The following is a 17,839-nucleotide window of genomic DNA, read 5'->3' as shown; positions in this document are numbered from 1 at the left end:
TTATCATGACAAGCTATAAACTGAACCAATTAGCCAAAACCATTCGCAGCAAAAATGCCGGTGTCAATAAAATCACGTTTGATATCATTTTCAGGGATCAGGAAACCTATCAGGCAGTTAAAAAATCAGGAGCGCTTTCCAGACAGACAGTATGTGATTTGTACAATATTTCTGATGAGCGTATTTCGGATTTTGTTGAATACGATCCGGGTCTGGCGATCAAATTCACAATATACCGTCAAAGACCCAGTGGTTCGGCCGGTGATGGCGATATTTTTGGCGCACAACAATACGCGCCATTGCTGGAGCTGCCTGTCGATCTTTAATGAATGAAATTTCATTCAAATAACGTAACCTATAATTAGCTAATATAAAGAGACAATCATGAAATACTTCATCAGCAAAGCAACACTTATCTTAAGCTCTGTATTATTGCTGGCTTCCCAGGCTAATGCAGCCTCACCCATCACGCTTGTGGTGCCTTTTTCCACCGGGGCCAGCAATGATTCAATTGCCCGTGTTATTGCTCCGTTACTTTCTGACAAACTCAAGCGCCCTGTGATTGTTGAAAACAGGGCGGGTGCGGCAGGGGTCATTGGATCAAATTATGTGGCAAAGGCGCCCAATGACGGTTCCACTTTGCTACTCACCTCGTCTACATTTGTAACAACCGCGGCCACGCAACCGTCTTTGCCCTATGACCCCATCAAGAGCTTTACGCCCGTTGCCATGATCGGGCAGGGACCACTGGTGATCGCGGTTCCCGCGCAGAAGCCCTATGCCTCATTGCCGGATGTCATGAACAAAGCCCGCATGAGTCCTGGTGCCGTCAATTATGGATCATCGGGAATTGGCTCACTGGCGCACTTGGCCACAACATTAATGGAAGATTCGGCCGATGTGAAAATGACGCATGTGCCATATAAAGGAGCGGCCAATGCGGCTGCCGACCTTGCCGGTGAACGGCTGGACATTATGCTGGCCAACTACAGTTCTTTGGCGCCATTGTTGCCCACCGGCAAGGTAAAATTGCTGGCAACAACGGCACCGGGCGTACATCCTGCATTTCCTGACTTGCCGCCCGCTTCACAAACCCTGCCGGGCTATGACGTGGATATTTGGGTGGGGATTTTTGCACCTGCGGGCACATCGCCCGAATTCATTGAAACCCTGAATGAGGCACTGAATGAAATCAGTCAGTCCAAACAGCTGGCACGTTTGCTCGAGATGGATGGGACGGTTCCCTCTGCCATGAGCAGTGAGGAGTTTGCCCAGCGCGTTTCGGGTGATCTTGAGCGATGGAAAAAGCTGGCGGACCAACACCAGATCCAGGCCAACTGATGTCGGTTTCTGTGGGCTCAGGGCGTTATTCCAAGCCTGGACAGTTGGTGACGCAAGGCATGACGGGATATGCCCAGGATGCTGGCAGCCAGAGTCTGGTTGCCGGCACTGCGTTTTAGGGCCTGCAAAATGAGTGACTTCTGGAAGCGTGCCGTCTGTTCGAAATAATCACTGGCTGATAGGGCGTCATCATGACCGGTGCTGCCTGCCGTATTATCCGGGATCATGGCGCTTTGTCCGTTTGCCTCGCGGATAATACGAGATGGCAAGTGTTTTTCAGTAATGACTTCCCCTTCCTCCAGAATACAAATCCGCTCCAGTAAATTGCCAAGCTCACGGACATTGCCTGGCCAACGGTATTGTTGAAAAATTTCCTTGACGGCTGTGCTTATTTCCGTGAAATGAGCATCATGCAGGGCATTGTATTTTTTCAGGAAACGGTCTACCAGTACAAAAACATCGTCTCCGCGCTCCCGTAAAGGAGGAATGTTGATGGAAACCACCTGGAGCCGATAATAAAGATCGTCCCGAAACTTGCCGGCCGACACCTCATTCAGCAGTATCTTATTGGTGGCGGCAATAAAGCGCAGGTCGGTAGACTGCTCCTGCACCGAGCCAATGCGCCGGAAACGGCGGCTGTCCAGTAAGGTCAGGATTTTGGCCTGCATAATAGGGTCAAGTTCACGTATCTCATCCAGAAACACGGTGCCACCGTTGGAGACTTCCAATAACCCCATTTTTTTATCGACCGCACCGGTGAATGAGCCCCGCTCGTGTCCGAACAGTTCAGACTCGAGCAGGTTGCCAGGAATGGCGGCGCAATTGATTTCCGTAAAGAGGTGACTGGCGCGGCTGGATTGTTCATGGAGCGTGCGTGCAACCAGCCCCTTGCCGGTGCCGGTTTCGCCGTAGATCAGGACCGTGCTGACTTTGCTGCGGGCCACCTTGGTGATCAGGTTTTTCAATTCAACCATGGAAGGATGGTTGCCAATTATCTCATTAACCGGTGTGGGGTTTGACATGCCGAAATCTTCAAATGAGCGTGAGACGGAGAAATGACATTATAGTCTCAAGTCTTTGGATAGCAATCACCAGGCTGGCCGCATAAGTGCCGTCAATTAACCGTGATACCACTTTTCCTGATGATTTCCCCTGCCTGTTTGGCCCGCTCATCAACATAAGACTTGAAGGCTTCCGGTGTGGATGCTACAGGATACATGCCCAGAACCTCCAGTTTTTCACGGACGGCAGGTATTTCAAGTGCTTTGGTTATTTCCGCGTTCCAGCGATTGACAATCTCTTTGGGTACGCCTGCCGGCATGATAATACCCTGTTCCGCGCTCCCCCTGAAGTCTTTTACGCCCAGTTCTTCGAACGTTGGCACATTGGGCGTGCTGCTTAAACGTGACGGCCAGGTAACCGCCAGAAAGCGCACACGAGGGTCGTTCTGGTATTGCCGGGCATTGGCAACGCCAACCAGGGCAGTTTGGATTTGGCCACCAACAAGATCAGTCATAGCGGCCGCATCACCCCGGTAGGGAACGTGAACCATGTTGATTTTTTCCCGGTCACTTAAGGTTTCCATGGCGATATGATGGGGTGATCCGATGCCCGGAGAGGCATAACTGATTTTGTTCGGGCTTTGTTTGACCCATTCCAGCCATTCCTGATAATTGGTGACATTGCTTTCTGTATTGACGATCAACAGCAAAGGCAGATGTACGGTTGTTGCCACATACTCAAAATCATTCTGCCTGTAATTCAAGTTATTGAAAAGATGCCAGTTATTGAACAGGGTGCTGTTATCGGCGGTTGCCAATGTGTACCCATCGGCAGGGGCTTTGGCCAGGGCGGCCGTCCCGATCGTGCCACCGGCACCGGGGCGGTTTTCAATGATGATCTGTTGTTTCAGTTCGGCACCAATTTGCTCACCAAGCAGTCGGGCCAGAATATCAGAGGCACCACCTGCTCCGTATGGGACAATCCATTTGATGGTTTTTTTCGGATACTCCTGGGCAATGGCTGGCTGCGCGAGCAGAAGGGCCATGCCTGCGGACAGGCCCAGAAAAAATGAGCCAAAGCGGGAACTGCGATATTGTATTGAGTTCAACATGTTGATTGTCTCCGGTTTATTTTAAAATAGTGTGCAGCTTATGGTCTGTTTACCAGTTATGTTTCTGGGTCCAGTCGGTAATTAAGGCAATGGCCTGGGCCAGTTCCTCTGCCTGTCCCTTGAAGTAATGATTCGCACCTTTGATGCAATGCATTTGCTTGTCGGTACTGTTATAGGCCTGGTACATTAAACCGATATCGCGTTGGGGCACGGCATCATCTGCACTGTGTTCGATGGCCAGCAAGGGAACCGTAATATGTCTGGCACAAGACTCACCGTCTGCTCTTGAGTGGTCTATGGACCATTGCGATAACCAGGAGCGTAAAGTGGAAAAGCGGGCAAGACCAACCGGACCGGTATTAACGGTTTCGGGAATACCCATGTAACAATGTCCGATTTTTCTGTCATTCGGGTCGATGCTGCCGTCCAGGAAACGCGGTTCCGCCATGGTGCGATGGGTGACGAAACAGCGCTCTATTTCAGCCGTATTGCGTTTTTTCAGGGTTTCCAGGGTTTCCTGCACCCAATCAGTGATACGCCGTACGCGCGCCAGTTGTGCCTGGCGATAAGCCTGCAGCCATTGCTGCGGGTAGGGCGGCTGAACAGAAAGGGAAGGTGAATACAGGTCAAATTCGGGGTTTCTTCTGTCCGGGTTGAGTTCATCAATGACCGACGGGTCTATCCATTCGCTTAAGCAGCGTGCCCGCGAGCGGTGAGCCGCTTCAAGAACGATGCCGTCAGCAGGTGTCAGACCGGACTCTTTGATATCCACCATATCACCGGCGGGCGTATGGGTAATGGTGGGATTTTGGGCCTGAGACTGGTAGAACAGGGCCAATGAACCCCCCCCCGACCAACCCAGCAGAATCACATTTTCATAGCCCAGTTGGCCTTTGGCATAACGAACGCAAGCGCCAAGATCAAGAAGGATTTTTTCATAGATGAGGGCTGAATCATTTTTGACATAGCGGCTTCCCATGCACAAAACCGGATACCCGTTTGCGGCCATTGCATTTGGAAGCGGCAGCAATTGCAAGGTGGAACTGGGGTGCATCATGAGAAAGACGGTTTTTCTATCGTGTTTTTTGGGCTTGATCAGTACGCCTTCGAGATTGACGGTTCCCTGACTGCCCACAAAACCATAGGTTTCGGTGAACTTGCTGGTTTCCTTATAGCTGACATGTACCCATTGCTGTTCAATTTCGTGTTTCATAAAATATTCAATACCTGTTAAATCCTGGGTTTTCTGACAAAAATTTATTGCTTCAGTATGGACAAGCGGGCTTGTGCTTTTTCACGGGTCCAGCTTGCCAGTTTGTCATGCGCCAGCTGAATGCTTTCTTCGGACAAGTTTTCGGGAAACATGTCGACCGTTAATTCAAGCCGGATACCGTTAGGGTCAAAAAAATAGATGGATCTTACAAAACCGTGATCGGTAATACCCAGAACCTGAATGCCGGCGGCTTCCAGTTTCGTTTTTGCACGCTCCAATGCCGCCAAAGAGTCAACTTTGAGTGCCAGATGGTTGACCCAGGCGGGCGTATTGGGTGAGGGTAATGCGGTCTGGTCATCTCCCAGGTCAAAAAAGGCGATGGAAGAGCCATCTTGCAGGCGAAAGAAAAGATGGACGTAAGGGCAGTGCTCTCCGGTACTGGGGACATTATCCGCACGAATAATATGGATGAGGGGTAATCCCAGAATGTCTTCATAAAAAGCGCGCGTTTGCTCGCCGTCTTTACAGCGCCATGCGAAGTGGTGCAAACGCTGTATGGGTTCAAAGTGGTTTAAAGGCATCTCATTCTCCTGGACCAGGAATTGTTTTATAAAAGTTTCAATTATTGATACTTTATATTATTTTTAAATAAATTAAATAGAGAAAACCCTAGTTAATTTGAAAAAATTTATAAGTATGGGTGATTTTTAACTAAGTAAAGAAAAAAAATTGTTTTTATGTGCATGAAAACCCTAATTATTTTTTTGTAATTGTAATTTATATTGTAAAAGTATCAGCTTTTGATATTATTTAAAAAATATTTTGAGGAGACACCATGCATTTACCATCTACCGAACCTCGGTTTTCACTTTATTACGACTATAAAATTCATCAACCCTGGCTTGCTTCGCAACATGCCCCTCAGGATCGCAAGCAGGTTGTCATTGTTGGTGCCGGTCCGTCTGGTCTGGTAACCGCACTGGAACTGGCACGATTGGGCGTGTCTTGTGTGGTCGTGACGGCAGAGTTGCAGGTTTCCCAGGGTAGTCGTGCTTTGGCATTTACCCGACGCTCAATGGAAATTCTGCAACAGGTTGGCATTGATGAGCGTATGACAGAGGCCGGCCTGCCCTGGCGTTTTGGCAATTCTTATTATCGTGGCAAGCGGGTATTCCGCATGGAGGCCCCCTACGATGTGAATGACCGCTTTTACCCCTTAATCAATGTGCAACAGCAATATATGGAAGAGTTTTTGCATGATGCATGCAAGGCGAATCCATTGATTGATTTTCGCTGGGGCAATAAAGTGGTTCAGGTGGAGCAGAAAGAGGGATATGTTGAGCTGGTCGTTGATACACCAGAGGGAACTTATTCACTTGAAACACAATGGCTGGTTGCTGCCGACGGGGGACGTTCCGGTATCCGCGCAGCACTGGGCCTGGAAATGGAGGGGACTTCTTATGAAGGCAAGTTCGTTATTGCGGATATCAAAATTGATTTGCCGCTACCCACTGAAAGAATGGCCTTTTTCGCACCCGAGTGGAATCCTGGCAATACCATCCTGATGCATCGTGAACCACATGGCATCTGGCGGCTGGATTATCAACTTCCTGAGGGAGAGGACCCGGACGAAGCGCTCAAGCCGGAATCAATCAAGGCCCGTATTGATGCCCAGCTGGCCATGATTGGATATGCGGATAAAACCTGGGAGCTGGATTGGTGTTCGGTGTATTCGGCACGCACGCTGACATTGCCGGATTATGTCCATGACAATATTCTTTTTACGGGTGATGCCGCACACTTGCTTCCTATTTTCGGTGTCCGGGGGGCCAATACCGGCTTTCAGGATGGTCAGTCACTGGCCTGGCACTTGGCCTTTGTGGTCAAGGGACTGGCCAGCAGAAAACTGCTGGAAAATTACAGTGCCGAACGAGTGACCGCAGCCAGGGAAATTATTGAGGAGGCCGGTAAAAGCACCCGTTTCATGACCCCTCCCAGTCGTGGCTTTCATTTGCTGCGTGATGCCGTGCTTTCACTTTCACTGACGCAGGCGTTCGTGCGGCCACTATATCATTGGCGTACTTCGCGACCGCATGAGTACACGCACTCTGCCCTGAATAGCATGGGGGATGACAATGCGCTTTTTCAGGCAGGCCCGGCACATGGTGCTCCGCCTAAAAATGTTCGTTTGGGCGCCGATAATTATCTGCTTGATTATCTTGGCGGAGGTTTTGACTTGCTGTATTTTACGCAAAATCAAACCGTCCCTGAATCAATAATGACGGTGGTTCGGCAAGCAAGAGCCAAAGGCATTCCCCTGAATGTGGTTGGGATTGGGCCCGGCTTGGAGATTGCCGGGGCCGATAAAACCATTAATGATGCATCGGGCGCCATCCGTGGCTGCTACGGCGTCAATAACCATGGTGCCGCTTATTTGCTACGCCCCGACCAGCATATCTGTGCCCGCTGGATTAACCTTGATGCCATGCGTCTTCAAATGGCATTGAATACCGCATTACCGCAATAAGGAGTTTTTATGTCTGAACAAAATAATACTTTGCCAGTAGATGCGCTGGAAATGATTTATGATGAGTTGGCAAGTGCCATTGATGAGGTGGACAAGGAGGCAACAGCGCTGTTCCTGGTAAAACTGGTGTTGCTGAATGCCAAAACCATTGGGAGTGCCGAAACACTGCGTGAGCATATCCGTATTGCAAAACAGGACTTTTGACATCCTCCCCTCCCTCTCGCTAACGCTCGGCCCCAAGGGGCCAGGGAAGGGGATTCCTGCCGTGTTTAGCCCACAGAGGCTAACTCACCTCGGTGGGTTCCTGCTGCTGGCGACCTGACTGCATCGCTCACTTCACAGGCGAACCGGGCGTGTCCCGCCCTTAAAATATTAATCGCACCGACGACATCGGCATGATTTTCAAATCCGCACTCAACGCAATGAAACCGGGCCTGGGTCTGGCGATTGTCTTTCGATACATGCCCACAAGCCGGGCAAGTCTGGCTGGTATGCTGCGGTGGTACCGCAATCAGCCAGCCCCCATTCCATGCGGTTTTATATTCAAGCTGTCGCCTGAACTCACCCCACCCTTGATCCAGGATGGAACGGCTCAGGCCCGACTTGGCCTTTACGTTGTTACCGGGCCGCTCACGGGTGCCGGATGCCGACCTGGACATATTCCGTATCGGCAAATCTTCAATCACGATCATGGCGTGGTTTTGGCTGATCTGGCTTGAAGCCTTATGCAGAAAGTCCTTGCGCGCGTTGGCAATGGCAGTGGTCGCTTTAGGCAGGGGCTGGTCTACTTCCCGCTCCGTCTGGATACTCACAAACCATTTACCTGCCGACTGGCTGACGGTGACATTTTTAACCTGACCCTGAACGTTCCGGCTGTTGCGATAACGTACCCAGCCCAGTTTGGGCAGGAAGATGCGGTTATTGCCTTGCTCCAGCTGAATACCTTGCGGATAACGGAAACTGTCAGCACGGCCTTTTTTCCTGAAGCGCGGAAATTCGGCCCGCTTTTCAAAGAAATTTTTGTAGGCCCGTTCCAGGTCCTTCAAGGCCTGTTGCAACGCCTGGCTGGGGGTGTTATTCAACCAATCGGTTTCCGCTTGTTTTTTCCATGCAGTCAGTACCTTGCACAACCCGGCATAACCCAGTTTCTTTTCTCCCGCTTTATACCGTTCCTGCTGCAAGTGCAATGCCTGGTTATACACATACCGACAGGAACCGGCAAAGCTGCGCATGGCGCGCTGCTGTTGGCCATTGGGCATCAGTTCGAATCGGTAGGCTTGAAGGCGTTGCATAGGGTTTAGTATAACCCCGTGCTATCCATCCCCACCATGAATGATGGGGCTTTCCGCACTTAGTGGTAAACCATCTTGAACGGGTATTAACGGTCAAGTTGTACCAGACGGTCGCCGAATTCGGCGGCCCTTTGTTTTAACACGGCAACCACACCATCGGGGTTGATCATTTGCAGGCGTTCTTCAGTCATGACCAGTGAAATGGCGCCTACGATGCCAATACCGCTTGTGTAAACCGGGACGGCAATACCAATGACACCGCTATCGATTTCATGCATTGAGATATAAAATCCTGCCTTGCGTATGGCGGTAAAGTGTTGTTTGAAATCGGGCCATTCGGTGGCGATTTCCCGGACGTCGGGTAAATGCCTGTTTTTTTCATACAGTTTTTGCAATTTGGCCGAAGGCAATAAGGCCAGCATGACTTTACTGGCAGAGCCCTTGAATAAGGGTAACGGGCGACCACGACCGAATGACACACCCACAGGGTTGTTGCTGGCCTGATGGTGCACGTTAATGATTTCATCGTTATACATGCGACAAAAAATGGAATCGCATCCGGTTTCATCGGAAATCTGACGCAGTATTTGTTCAGCTCTTTTCAGGACGGGATCGGATTGACGGATCCGGTAATCGAGTGTGATGATACGGGCACCCAGTGAGTAACGTCCCGAGTAGTTGGCCAGAAAACCGGCCGCATTGAGCTCTTTTGCATAACGGAACGCCGTGGGTCTTGAAACTTGCAGTTTTTCAGCGATTTCTTCTGCCGTCAAAAGAGTATCGGTTTCTGAAAACAGATCGAGGACATCGACAATACGGGAAAATTTCGTCATAAAAGAGTAAACGGTCTTATCTTGGTGCCCGGCAAGGAGTGGAACAGGCGCAAAGACAAACTATACCGTGATTGGAAGAATTTTGAAACTGAACTAATGAAGGCAGATATGGAATAACTCGTTTTGTGAGTTGATGTTGAGTTTTGTGTATGCCCTTTTGCGATAGGTCAGTATGGTATTGATGGATAAGTCCAGTTTCAGGCTGATGGATTCGGAGCTGTGACCAAGCATAATGAGCTTGCATACTTCGGCCTCTCTGGCAGATAAATTGTTAGCCCTGTCATGCAGCTTGCGTAGAATATCGTCCGAAACGGATTGGTTAAAAATGGCAGGCGAAAGATTGGATACATTGAGATGTTTCAGAACAAGGCTTGACAGTATTTCAGACAGCGATGAAAGGGCATTCACCTCGTTTCTGAAAAACAGGCCGGAGTGATAGGTCCGGTAAAAACTCATTGCATAACAAGACCGGTCATCCTTGAACAGGATGGAAAGACGCTCCAGCGTTCCGGTCAGGTTAAAACACAACTCACGATAGGGCGCGTAGCTGATACGCTCCTTGAATAAATGAAAGACGCCTATTGAATTGCTTGCAAGTACATTGTTTATTTCCAGTCGCATCGGGTCATGCAAACCCAATCCTGATGCGTAACGTTCTGCGGTCAGCCGGGTGATTTCATTCGAAACACGACTTGCCGTTCCAAAGTTACTGGGATTGCTGGCATTGTCGTAGTGGAATAAAGAGCAGACATCCACCGGTGTCACAGAGCGGCTGATGGCACCCATAATGGCAGAAATAAAATGCTTGCTTCCGATTTGGCCGATCAGGCCGGGGAGTTCATATTTTGAAAAACGCAACCATGTTGAGTCTGTATGTTCACTTGTTGACGGATTGGTTTGAAATACAGGTTTGGCTAACATGAAATATTCCTTGAATATATTTATTATTAATGGCTTATTTTTTTATGGGGCCTAAATTCTGGTGTCACATACAGTAGAGCCTTACAGGTCTTCCTGTCAATTATAAGAATTACTGATTGTCATAAAAAAGTACCGGATTTTGTCTTCAGCAGGAAATTTGTCACAAAGCCATGTGACAGGATAAAAGCAAAAAATAAACCATACTTTCTCCCATCTACCAACCAGAGGAGGAATTGGAAATGACCGTTGCATTTGCATCAACAGCAGACCATCAGGATCAGCAATTATATTTTGAAGCGATCGCCCCGAACATTTATGCCGCGACAGCGGAAGGGGACCCGAATGTGCTGGTGATTATTGGCAAAAGCGGTATTATGGTGGTCGATACGACCGCAACACCAGCGATGGCACAGCCCGTGATAGAAAAAATCAGGGAGATTTCAGATGCGCCCTTCAAATATGTGGTGTTGTCCCATTATCATGCCGTACGTACTTTGGGGGCTTCCGCTTATGATGCCCAGGCGATTATTGCCAGCAGAGGTACCTTTGATCTGATCAAGGAACGGGGGCAGCAGGATTACGACAGTGAGTTCGAGCGTTTCCCGCGCTTGTTCAGAGGAGTGGACTCTATCCCGGGCCTGACCTGGCCAACCATTGTGTTCGAGCAAAAACTGCAAATATTTATCGATGATCTTGAGGTACGGATTTTGCATCTTGGAAAAGGGCATACCAAGGGTGATACCGTGGTTTGGATTCCCAAGTACAGGATCATGTTTGGTGGGGATGCCATTGATTACCGTTCAACACCGTATTGTGGCGATGCTTATTTGAAAGAATGGCGAGAGTCGCTGCGTGCAATTCGCAGTCTTGAACCGGCCATACTTGTGCCAGGGCGTGGCTCGGCGTTATTGGGCAAGGAAAACTGTTCGGCAGCATTTGATGAAATGGATGAGTATCTGGCTGATGTGTATGAAATTACCCGCCAGGGGACGACGCTTGGTGGCTTGAAAGAAGCCTTTGATTATGCGTATCCGCGCTTAAAAGAAAAATATGGCAATTGGTTCATATTTGAACATTGTATTCCGTTCAGTATATCAAGGGCATTTGATGAAAGCCAGGGCATAACAGAGCCGCGTATCTGGACGGCGGAGCGTGATAAGGAACTTTGGCGTGAAGTGCACCGGGCAACAGAAAAAAATACCTGATAAAAGTTGTCAAAGTGAACATATTCAAATTAAAAGGAGACAAAAGAGATGATTGAGGAAAACGTATCGGGTTATAAACTGCCCCGATTTGAATATCGCAAACCCGCTGATTTTGATAAAACGGTGCAACGATATCCGGTTGTGATTGTGGGGGGAGGTCTGGCAGGATTAACCCTGGCGGCAGATTTGTCAACTCGGGGTATTGCGTTTGTTTTGCTGGATGAGGACGATACGGTTGGCGTTAAAGGGGCCTCCAGCAGAGGTATTGTCTATGCGCAAAAATCGTTGGAAATTTTTGATCGTTTGGGTATATATGAAAAGATAGCCCAGAAAGGGGTGGCCTGGTCAGTAGGAAAATCTCTGGTTGGGCAAAATGATATTATTTATGAGTTTGATGCGGCAAAAAGTTCGCAATCACTTCAGCCGCCTTTTCTGAATATCCAACAGTTTTATATAGAGTGGTTTCTGGTTGAAAGAATCAATGAACTGAAAACGGGAGAAATTCGCTGGAAAAGTCGTGTCATTGACGTTGAGGCGGCGCAAACGCATTCCCGCATTAAAGTGGAAACGCCGGATGGCACCTATTGGCTGGAAGCAGAGTGGCTGGTGGATTGTTGTGGTTTGGCCAGTGGCGTGCGTGAAAAGCTTGGTTTGGAAACTTTTCCTGAAAAAGGGACCGAGCGCTGGTGTATTTCAGACATCCGGTTTAAAAAAGAGCTGCCCCTGGAGCGCTGGACCTGGGTTGAATCACCGGTCAATGACGGGCGTGCGGTTTGGCAACATCCCATGGCCGATGGCGTCTGGCGCATAGATTTTCAAATGAAAATTGATTCGGATGTCGAGTACATAAGCCGACCCGATGTGTGTGAAGAAAGGGTGAGAAAATTATTGGGTCATAACGAGCCATTCGAACTTGTCTGGGTAGGTCCCTGGGCAAGCCGGACTCACCTTCTGGATAACTTCAAGTATCGCCGGGTTTTGTTTGCCGGCGATTCCGCCCATGTCTTTCCCCCATTAGGTGCACGTGGCGGTAATAGCGGTATTCAGGATGCCGATAATCTGGGCTGGAAACTGGCATTGGTACTTAAAGGGCAGGCGCAAGAGACGCTTTTGAATACCTACTCCCAGGAACGAAGGCCTGCCGCGATTCATAATATGGATCTGGCCACCAGAAGTGTGCGGTTCCTGTCACCACAGGGTGAAGGGCAGCGGATATTACGTAACGCCGTTATTGCATTGGCCAAAAAATGTGATTTTGCCCAGGCAATGGTCAATACAGGAAGGCTTTCAACTGCGTTTAGTTATCAGGATTCTGATTTAAGTATCGGTGCAGGGGAGTCGATTCCCAATCTTGCGCTTGAATTGAAAAATGGACAAAAACGAAAACTGGTTGATTACGCGACAGACAGCCAAATAATGCTCATATCCAGGTCCAGGGAAGTATTGCAGCCATTACAAAACAAGGCCATTTTTAAAATCTTGATAATTGGGCAACAGGAACCTGATGATATTCTGGATGTGGATGAAAAAATAGCCGATGCGCTTGGTATTCGGGACGGTTCAATCGTGATATTAAGACCCGATTTGCATGTCCTTGCCAGGTTTAAAGAGTTTGGGCATGCACAAATCAATGAGCTCATGCATCGCATTAATTATGTGGAACGGGAGGAGTAATAAATGAAAACAGTTAACCAACTTGAACAGCCAGACCAGTTTTATGATGAGTTGGCCAATGCACACAAGGATCTTGATCTGCCGGCAAGTGCCGACCTGAATGCACGTCTTGTTTTAATACTGGCCAATCAGATCGGCAGTCAGAAAGTGTTGTCTGAATGTATCGCACTTGCGCTTTGCGTGCCAGAGTCTTCAGTTTGAACCATAAGGAGGGGAGAAAATGGAAGGTAGTAAAAAAATACAGAATATGAGAAGGTTGCTGAGCTGTTTTTTATCGGCTTGCTGCTTTTTGCCAACTGGCTTGCAGGCAAAAAGCGCCTATCCTGATCAGGCAATAAAGTTGGTGGTGCCTTTTGCACCGGGCGGAGGCAATGATGTCTTTGCCAGAACCATTGCGCAGCCAATGGGTAAGCTCCTGGGGCAATCGATAGTGGTTGAGAACCGGCCCGGCGCATCCGGTGCCATTGGAGCTGCGGCGGTTGGCAGAACAATGCCGGCAGACGGTTATACCGTTTTACTGTCGGAAGTCAGTATTCATTCGGTTAATGGCCATCTTCGCAGCAATCTTACCTATGATCCGGAAAAAGATTTGTCTCCGGTGACTAAAGCGGGTACCTATGATTATATGCTGGTTATTAATCCCAAAAAGGTCAAGGCGCAAAACCTGGATGAACTTGTCAGTTATATAAAGGAATCACCCGGGAAAATGGCCTATGGGGTGCCAGGTGTTGGAACACCGCATCATTTGGGAATGGAACTGTTTGCCATGAAAGCAGGGCTTGAAATGACGCCGATTGCCTACAGGGGCGCTTCTCCTGCGGTACAGGATTTATTGTCCGGTGAAATAGATCTCATGCTTTCGGACAGGGCGGCAGTAAGAAGTCACATCAAGGCAGGAACCTTAAAAGCCCTTGCGGTTGCCGGCCGAGAGCGGGTAAAAGAATTTCCGGAAATCCCGACGATTGCCGAGTCGGGCATCAAGGATTTTGAAATGGAGTCATGGTTTGGTTTGTCAGTCAGAAATGGAACACCGGATACCATTATCGAAAAGCTTGCCGATACCTATGCACAAGTCATTAAGGATCCTGAAATTGTCGCCAAGTTAAGTGAGGCAGGGATCAATGTGACCTTTTCCTCACCCAAGGAATTTTCAGCTTTTATTAATGATGAAACCAAACGCTGGGGGGATTTGATACAGGAGCGGAATATAAAGATAGAGTAGGGGTAGGTGTTCCCACGCGGGAGCGTGGGAACCAGTAATCCTCTTCCCTGGCCCCCTTGGGGCCGAGCGTTAGCGAGAGGAAGGGGAGGATGTCAATTTATTTTATGTTTTTCAGGCCTTCCAGTACTAACGTGGTGGCCACGTCGGCATACTCTTCGCGTGTAATGGGCCCGTTGGGCTTGAACCACATGTAAACCCAGTTGAGCATGCCAAACAGGGACATGGTTACCGGTTTAAGTAAAGGACGTTTCTTATTGATTTCAGGGTTAATGTCGTGAAGGGCATCGGCAATCCGCATCACGATGCGCCTTTCAAGTTCATTGATTTCGTTGGTTTCTTCTTCCGCCAGCAAGCCGCGACAATTTAATTGAACAATATGCTTGTCATCGGCATCACGGTAGCATTCCAGTATTTGACGGACCAGTTTACGCAGGCGCAGTTCAGGCAAGTCGTTGTGCGACTCATCGGCAACGGCTTGCAATGCCTGATCCAGCTCTTCCAGATGTGAGCGGATAATATCAAAGATCAAAGCACTTTTACTGGGGTAATAGTGGTAAAGAAGTGCTTTGGAAACCTTACTGCGGGCAGCAATTTGTGACATGGAAGCTTTTTCCATGCCCAATTCTGCAAAAACTGCGGCAGCATTAACCAGGATGTGAAGTTGTTTTTCCTCGAAATCTGCTGCGCGGACGCGTGCCATACTGATTTACTGTCCTATAAAAATAAAAACCAAAAACGCTATTCTAGCTTACTTCTGATTGGGGATTATACCTAGACCCTACTCAGAACAACAGTATTTAGCGTTTTGGACGATTATCAATGACCCGTTTGGCTTTTCCTTCGGAACGCAAGAGCGTGCCGGGCAACGTAACATTAACGATTGTGCTGATCCCGACAATGCTTTTTATATGATGCGCCAGTTCTTTGGCCGAAAAATTCCGGGCATTTTCATCTTCGGCACCGGGCTGGCATTCCACATTGATCGTCATGCTATCCATACGCGAGCTGCTTCTGTTCAGTTCAATCTGGAAATGGGGAGCCAGGCCATGGCATTTCAGAATCTGTTCTTCGATCTGGGTAGGAAAGACATTGACCCCGCGCAGAATAATCATGTCATCACTGCGACCGGTAATTTTTTCCATACGGCGCATAGTACGTGCCGTACCGGGCAGAAGGCGGGTCAGGTCGCGGGTGCGGTAGCGTATAATTGGCAAACCTTCTTTGGTCAGGGTCGTAAAGACCAGTTCTCCTTCTTCCCCATCGGGTAAAACCTCACCGGTTTCAGGATTAATGATTTCAGGATAAAAATGGTCTTCCCAGATATGCAGGCCATCTTTGGTTTCCACGCATTCATTGGCAACACCGGGACCCATGACTTCAGACAGGCCGTAAATATCAACAGCATGCATATCAAAGGCCTGTTCAATTTCCTGGCGCATGGCATTGGTCCAGGGTTCTGCGCCGAAAATACCAATGGCCAGTGATGATTCGCGTGGATCCAGCCCCTGACGATGGAATTCATCAAGAATGGAAAGCATGTATGACGGCGTGACCATAATGATGCGGGGTTTGAAGTCTTGAATGAGTGACACCTGGCGTTCGGTCATGCCACCGGAAATAGGTACTACCGTACACCCCAGTTTTTCGGCACCATAATGCGCCCCCAGGCCTCCGGTGAACAGGCCATAGCCGTAGGCATTATGCAGGACATCACCAGACCGGCCACCGGCAGCGCGAATGGAGCGGGCCACCAGGGTTGCCCAAACCTCAATATCATTTTTGGTGTATCCCACAACCACCGGTTTGCCAGTGGTGCCGGAAGAGGCGTGAATGCGTGTCAATTTTTCGCGTGGCACGGAAAACATGCCGAAAGGATAGGTATCACGAAGATCTGTTTTTTGGGTAAAAGGGAATTTGGCCAGATCTGACAGGGTTTTCAGATCGGATGGATGAACCCCGGCTTTATCAAAATGCGCTTTGTAAAAAGGTGAATTTTCATAAGCATGATTAAGTGTCCATTGCATGCGTTGCAATTGCAGGGCGGACAGCTCATCACGGGATGCAATTTCGATGGGGTCCAGGTCTTCTTTTCTGGGGGTCAGGTTTTCCATTTTGTTTCCTCTAGCTTTATGTTTCTTTATTGTGTTTTTGACGATGGATCAGTCAAGATTGTGTGGTGGGCAATAAGGTGCCTTTAATCGTGCGGGCATGACCGCGAAATTCGGCGATATGTTTACCGTTCTGGTTGCGAATAACAACGTCATAGAGCCCGCTGCGGCCCTGTTTGCTGATTTCACGGGCATATGCCGTCAATTCGTCGTTTTCAAATGCCGGTTCCAGGTAGGTGATTGAGCAATGCTGGGCAACGGTGCGTTGATTATAAGTATTGCAGGCAAAAGCAAAACAGGTATCCGCAAGGGTAAAAATATAGCCGCCATGGCATGTGCCGTGGCCATTAAGCATGTGGGGCGTGATGCGCATTCGCATGCAGGCCTTGCCGGTTTCAACTTCAAGCAGTTGCATGCCCAAGTGCTGGGCGGCAAGATCGTCTTGCCACATGGCGTCAGCGCAGTCCTGGGCCAGGGTGGGGGAAAGGGTGTGATCGGACATGTTTATTTTCCTTTGAAAGCGGCTGGACGTTTTTCCAGAAAAGCGCTGACGCCCTCGGCATAATCTTCGCTGCATCCGGCCTGGCGTTGCAGCTTGCGTTCCAGCTCCAGTTGCTGGTCCAGTGTGCTGCTTGCCGCAGTCTGGATGGCCTGTTTGATCAGGCCCAGGCCGAAAGTGGGACCTTTAGCCAGTTCCCGGGCAAGTTCAGTTGCCCGGATTTGCAATTGATCATCTTCAATGACTTGCCAAATCATGCCCCAGTTGGCCGCAGTGCTCGCATCAAGTGGGGCCGCGGTTAATGCCAGCGCTTTGGCACGGGCCTCTCCGATAAGGTGGGGAAGTGTCCAGGTGCCGCCTGAATCGGGAATCAGGCCGATTTTGGAAAAAGCCTGGATGAAACGGGCGGAACGGGCAGCCAGCACAATATCGCAAGCCAGAGCCAGGTTGGCACCGGCACCGGCTGCCACCCCGTTGACAGCGCAAATGACCGGCTTGTCCAGTTCGCGGATTTGCCGTACCAGAGGGTTGTAATACTGCTCAATGGTTTCACCCAGGTCTGGTGCGGTATGGCCGTTTGCAGGGTTTCGCTCGGACAGATCCTGGCCGGCACAAAACCCCCGGCCGGCACCTGTCAGCAAAACAGCCCGCACAGCAGGGTCTTCTGCCGCCTGTGTGAGGCCTGCCCGTAATGCCAGATGCATATCGACATTGAACGAATTTAATTTGTCAGGACGGTTCAGGGTTAGATGCAAAACATGCTCTTCAAGTTTTATTGCAACACTTTCATGTGACTGAAGTCCCATGTTGTCTCCTTTAATTCGGTTTATTCAGTTGGGATTTATGGCTTTCCCGGATTTTTTTTGTATTTGATGTTCGATACTATTGCAT

At 49.2% G+C, this 17,839-nt stretch carries 19 protein-coding genes; 8 read left to right on the top strand and 11 right to left on the bottom strand.

What is annotated here, in order from left to right:
• Window positions 1-5 precede the first annotated feature (5 nt).
• Both KU392_RS10845 and KU392_RS10840 read left to right on the top strand, forming a co-directional pair.
• Entirely contained in the window at window positions 6-326 is a 321-nt protein-coding gene (locus tag KU392_RS10845; RefSeq protein WP_169293908.1) for a DUF4387 domain-containing protein, read from the top strand.
• Window positions 327-384: 58 nt separating this feature from the next.
• Window positions 385-1,341: a tripartite tricarboxylate transporter substrate-binding protein gene (locus tag KU392_RS10840; RefSeq protein ID WP_217735306.1), complete on the top strand. Its 957-nt coding sequence runs from the start codon at window positions 385-387 to the stop codon at window positions 1,339-1,341.
• Window positions 1,342-1,358: 17 nt separating this feature from the next.
• Here the strand turns inward: KU392_RS10840 and KU392_RS10835 are convergent, their stop codons facing one another.
• The 4 genes from KU392_RS10835 to KU392_RS10820 form a co-directional block, all read right to left on the bottom strand.
• Window positions 1,359-2,363: a sigma-54 interaction domain-containing protein gene (locus KU392_RS10835; protein WP_217735305.1), complete on the bottom strand. Its 1,005-nt coding sequence runs from the start codon at window positions 2,361-2,363 to the stop codon at window positions 1,359-1,361.
• Window positions 2,364-2,455: 92 nt separating this feature from the next.
• Window positions 2,456-3,454 carry a Bug family tripartite tricarboxylate transporter substrate binding protein gene (locus KU392_RS10830; RefSeq protein ID WP_217735304.1) on the bottom strand — a complete coding sequence of 333 codons (999 nt, stop codon included), beginning with the start codon at window positions 3,452-3,454 and terminating at the stop codon, window positions 2,456-2,458.
• Window positions 3,455-3,503: 49 nt separating this feature from the next.
• Complete coding sequence (locus KU392_RS10825; protein WP_217735303.1) at window positions 3,504-4,667, bottom strand: alpha/beta hydrolase; 1,164 nt, start codon at window positions 4,665-4,667, stop codon at window positions 3,504-3,506.
• Window positions 4,668-4,711: 44 nt separating this feature from the next.
• Window positions 4,712-5,248 (bottom strand): VOC family protein, encoded by a 537-nt coding sequence (locus KU392_RS10820; protein WP_217735302.1) that lies wholly within the window; start codon window positions 5,246-5,248, stop codon window positions 4,712-4,714.
• Window positions 5,249-5,502: 254 nt separating this feature from the next.
• On the opposite strand from KU392_RS10820, the gene KU392_RS10815 reads away from it, so the two are divergent.
• Both KU392_RS10815 and KU392_RS10810 read left to right on the top strand, forming a co-directional pair.
• A complete protein-coding gene (locus tag KU392_RS10815; RefSeq protein WP_217735301.1) occupies window positions 5,503-7,194 on the top strand; it encodes an FAD-dependent monooxygenase in 1,692 nt (563 codons plus the stop codon).
• Between the two features lie 9 nt (window positions 7,195-7,203).
• Window positions 7,204-7,398, top strand: coding sequence for a DUF2783 domain-containing protein (locus KU392_RS10810; RefSeq protein WP_217735300.1), 195 nt, complete (start codon window positions 7,204-7,206; stop codon window positions 7,396-7,398).
• A gap of 65 nt (window positions 7,399-7,463) precedes the next feature.
• Here KU392_RS10810 and KU392_RS10805 read toward each other — a convergent pair whose 3' ends face one another.
• From KU392_RS10805 to KU392_RS10795, 3 genes are all read right to left on the bottom strand, one after another.
• The gene (locus KU392_RS10805; RefSeq protein ID WP_217735299.1) at window positions 7,464-8,486 is read right to left on the bottom strand and encodes an RNA-guided endonuclease InsQ/TnpB family protein; all 1,023 of its coding nucleotides are present in this window, start codon (window positions 8,484-8,486) and stop codon (window positions 7,464-7,466) included.
• A gap of 86 nt (window positions 8,487-8,572) precedes the next feature.
• Window positions 8,573-9,319, bottom strand: coding sequence for an IclR family transcriptional regulator (locus KU392_RS10800; protein ID WP_217735298.1), 747 nt, complete (start codon window positions 9,317-9,319; stop codon window positions 8,573-8,575).
• 93 nt (window positions 9,320-9,412) lie between these two features.
• Window positions 9,413-10,240, bottom strand: coding sequence for a helix-turn-helix transcriptional regulator (locus KU392_RS10795; protein WP_217735297.1), 828 nt, complete (start codon window positions 10,238-10,240; stop codon window positions 9,413-9,415).
• 239 nt (window positions 10,241-10,479) lie between these two features.
• Here KU392_RS10795 and KU392_RS10790 point away from each other — a divergent pair, with 239 nt between their 5' ends.
• From KU392_RS10790 to KU392_RS10775, 4 genes are read left to right on the top strand one after another with little or no spacing between them, the layout of a single operon-like run.
• Window positions 10,480-11,445 (top strand): MBL fold metallo-hydrolase, encoded by a 966-nt coding sequence (locus KU392_RS10790; protein ID WP_217735296.1) that lies wholly within the window; start codon window positions 10,480-10,482, stop codon window positions 11,443-11,445.
• 48 nt (window positions 11,446-11,493) lie between these two features.
• Complete coding sequence (locus tag KU392_RS10785) at window positions 11,494-13,119, top strand: FAD-dependent monooxygenase (RefSeq protein ID WP_217735295.1); 1,626 nt, start codon at window positions 11,494-11,496, stop codon at window positions 13,117-13,119.
• A 3-nt stretch (window positions 13,120-13,122) separates the two neighbouring features.
• Window positions 13,123-13,320 (top strand): DUF2783 domain-containing protein, encoded by a 198-nt coding sequence (locus KU392_RS10780; protein ID WP_217735294.1) that lies wholly within the window; start codon window positions 13,123-13,125, stop codon window positions 13,318-13,320.
• Between the two features lie 19 nt (window positions 13,321-13,339).
• The gene (locus KU392_RS10775) at window positions 13,340-14,341 is read left to right on the top strand and encodes a Bug family tripartite tricarboxylate transporter substrate binding protein (protein WP_217735293.1); all 1,002 of its coding nucleotides are present in this window, start codon (window positions 13,340-13,342) and stop codon (window positions 14,339-14,341) included.
• A 97-nt stretch (window positions 14,342-14,438) separates the two neighbouring features.
• Here the strand turns inward: KU392_RS10775 and KU392_RS10770 are convergent, their stop codons facing one another.
• The 4 genes from KU392_RS10770 to paaG all read right to left on the bottom strand — a co-directional run bounded on the left by KU392_RS10770 (window position 14,439) and on the right by paaG (window position 17,754).
• Window positions 14,439-15,041, bottom strand: coding sequence for a TetR/AcrR family transcriptional regulator (locus KU392_RS10770; RefSeq protein ID WP_169293912.1), 603 nt, complete (start codon window positions 15,039-15,041; stop codon window positions 14,439-14,441).
• 97 nt (window positions 15,042-15,138) lie between these two features.
• Window positions 15,139-16,452, bottom strand: coding sequence for a phenylacetate--CoA ligase PaaK (paaK, locus tag KU392_RS10765; RefSeq protein ID WP_217735292.1), 1,314 nt, complete (start codon window positions 16,450-16,452; stop codon window positions 15,139-15,141).
• Window positions 16,453-16,504: 52 nt separating this feature from the next.
• On the bottom strand, window positions 16,505-16,951 hold the full coding sequence (paaI, locus tag KU392_RS10760; protein ID WP_217735291.1) for a hydroxyphenylacetyl-CoA thioesterase PaaI: 447 nt from the start codon (window positions 16,949-16,951) through the stop codon (window positions 16,505-16,507).
• Window positions 16,952-16,953: 2 nt separating this feature from the next.
• Window positions 16,954-17,754: a 2-(1,2-epoxy-1,2-dihydrophenyl)acetyl-CoA isomerase PaaG gene (gene paaG / locus KU392_RS10755; protein ID WP_169293915.1), complete on the bottom strand. Its 801-nt coding sequence runs from the start codon at window positions 17,752-17,754 to the stop codon at window positions 16,954-16,956.
• Window positions 17,755-17,839 lie beyond the last annotated feature (85 nt).

Source organism: Advenella alkanexedens (assembly GCF_019132845.1).
Classification (GTDB): Bacteria; Pseudomonadota; Gammaproteobacteria; order Burkholderiales; family Burkholderiaceae_B; genus Advenella; species Advenella alkanexedens.
This window is presented reverse-complemented; position numbering and strand designations above follow the sequence as displayed.

Coding starts and splice junctions, on each gene's coding strand:
- KU392_RS10845 (WP_169293908.1), top strand. CDS start 6: ATGACAAGCTATAAACTGAACCAATTAGCCAAAACCATTCGCAGCAAA.
- KU392_RS10840 (WP_217735306.1), top strand. CDS start 385: ATGAAATACTTCATCAGCAAAGCAACACTTATCTTAAGCTCTGTATTA.
- KU392_RS10835 (WP_217735305.1), bottom strand. CDS start 2,363: ATGTCAAACCCCACACCGGTTAATGAGATAATTGGCAACCATCCTTCC.
- KU392_RS10830 (WP_217735304.1), bottom strand. CDS start 3,454: ATGTTGAACTCAATACAATATCGCAGTTCCCGCTTTGGCTCATTTTTT.
- KU392_RS10825 (WP_217735303.1), bottom strand. CDS start 4,667: ATGAAACACGAAATTGAACAGCAATGGGTACATGTCAGCTATAAGGAA.
- KU392_RS10820 (WP_217735302.1), bottom strand. CDS start 5,248: ATGCCTTTAAACCACTTTGAACCCATACAGCGTTTGCACCACTTCGCA.
- KU392_RS10815 (WP_217735301.1), top strand. CDS start 5,503: ATGCATTTACCATCTACCGAACCTCGGTTTTCACTTTATTACGACTAT.
- KU392_RS10810 (WP_217735300.1), top strand. CDS start 7,204: ATGTCTGAACAAAATAATACTTTGCCAGTAGATGCGCTGGAAATGATT.
- KU392_RS10805 (WP_217735299.1), bottom strand. CDS start 8,486: ATGCAACGCCTTCAAGCCTACCGATTCGAACTGATGCCCAATGGCCAA.
- KU392_RS10800 (WP_217735298.1), bottom strand. CDS start 9,319: ATGACGAAATTTTCCCGTATTGTCGATGTCCTCGATCTGTTTTCAGAA.
- KU392_RS10795 (WP_217735297.1), bottom strand. CDS start 10,240: ATGTTAGCCAAACCTGTATTTCAAACCAATCCGTCAACAAGTGAACAT.
- KU392_RS10790 (WP_217735296.1), top strand. CDS start 10,480: ATGACCGTTGCATTTGCATCAACAGCAGACCATCAGGATCAGCAATTA.
- KU392_RS10785 (WP_217735295.1), top strand. CDS start 11,494: ATGATTGAGGAAAACGTATCGGGTTATAAACTGCCCCGATTTGAATAT.
- KU392_RS10780 (WP_217735294.1), top strand. CDS start 13,123: ATGAAAACAGTTAACCAACTTGAACAGCCAGACCAGTTTTATGATGAG.
- KU392_RS10775 (WP_217735293.1), top strand. CDS start 13,340: ATGGAAGGTAGTAAAAAAATACAGAATATGAGAAGGTTGCTGAGCTGT.
- KU392_RS10770 (WP_169293912.1), bottom strand. CDS start 15,041: ATGGCACGCGTCCGCGCAGCAGATTTCGAGGAAAAACAACTTCACATC.
- paaK (WP_217735292.1), bottom strand. CDS start 16,452: ATGGAAAACCTGACCCCCAGAAAAGAAGACCTGGACCCCATCGAAATT.
- paaI (WP_217735291.1), bottom strand. CDS start 16,951: ATGTCCGATCACACCCTTTCCCCCACCCTGGCCCAGGACTGCGCTGAC.
- paaG (WP_169293915.1), bottom strand. CDS start 17,754: ATGGGACTTCAGTCACATGAAAGTGTTGCAATAAAACTTGAAGAGCAT.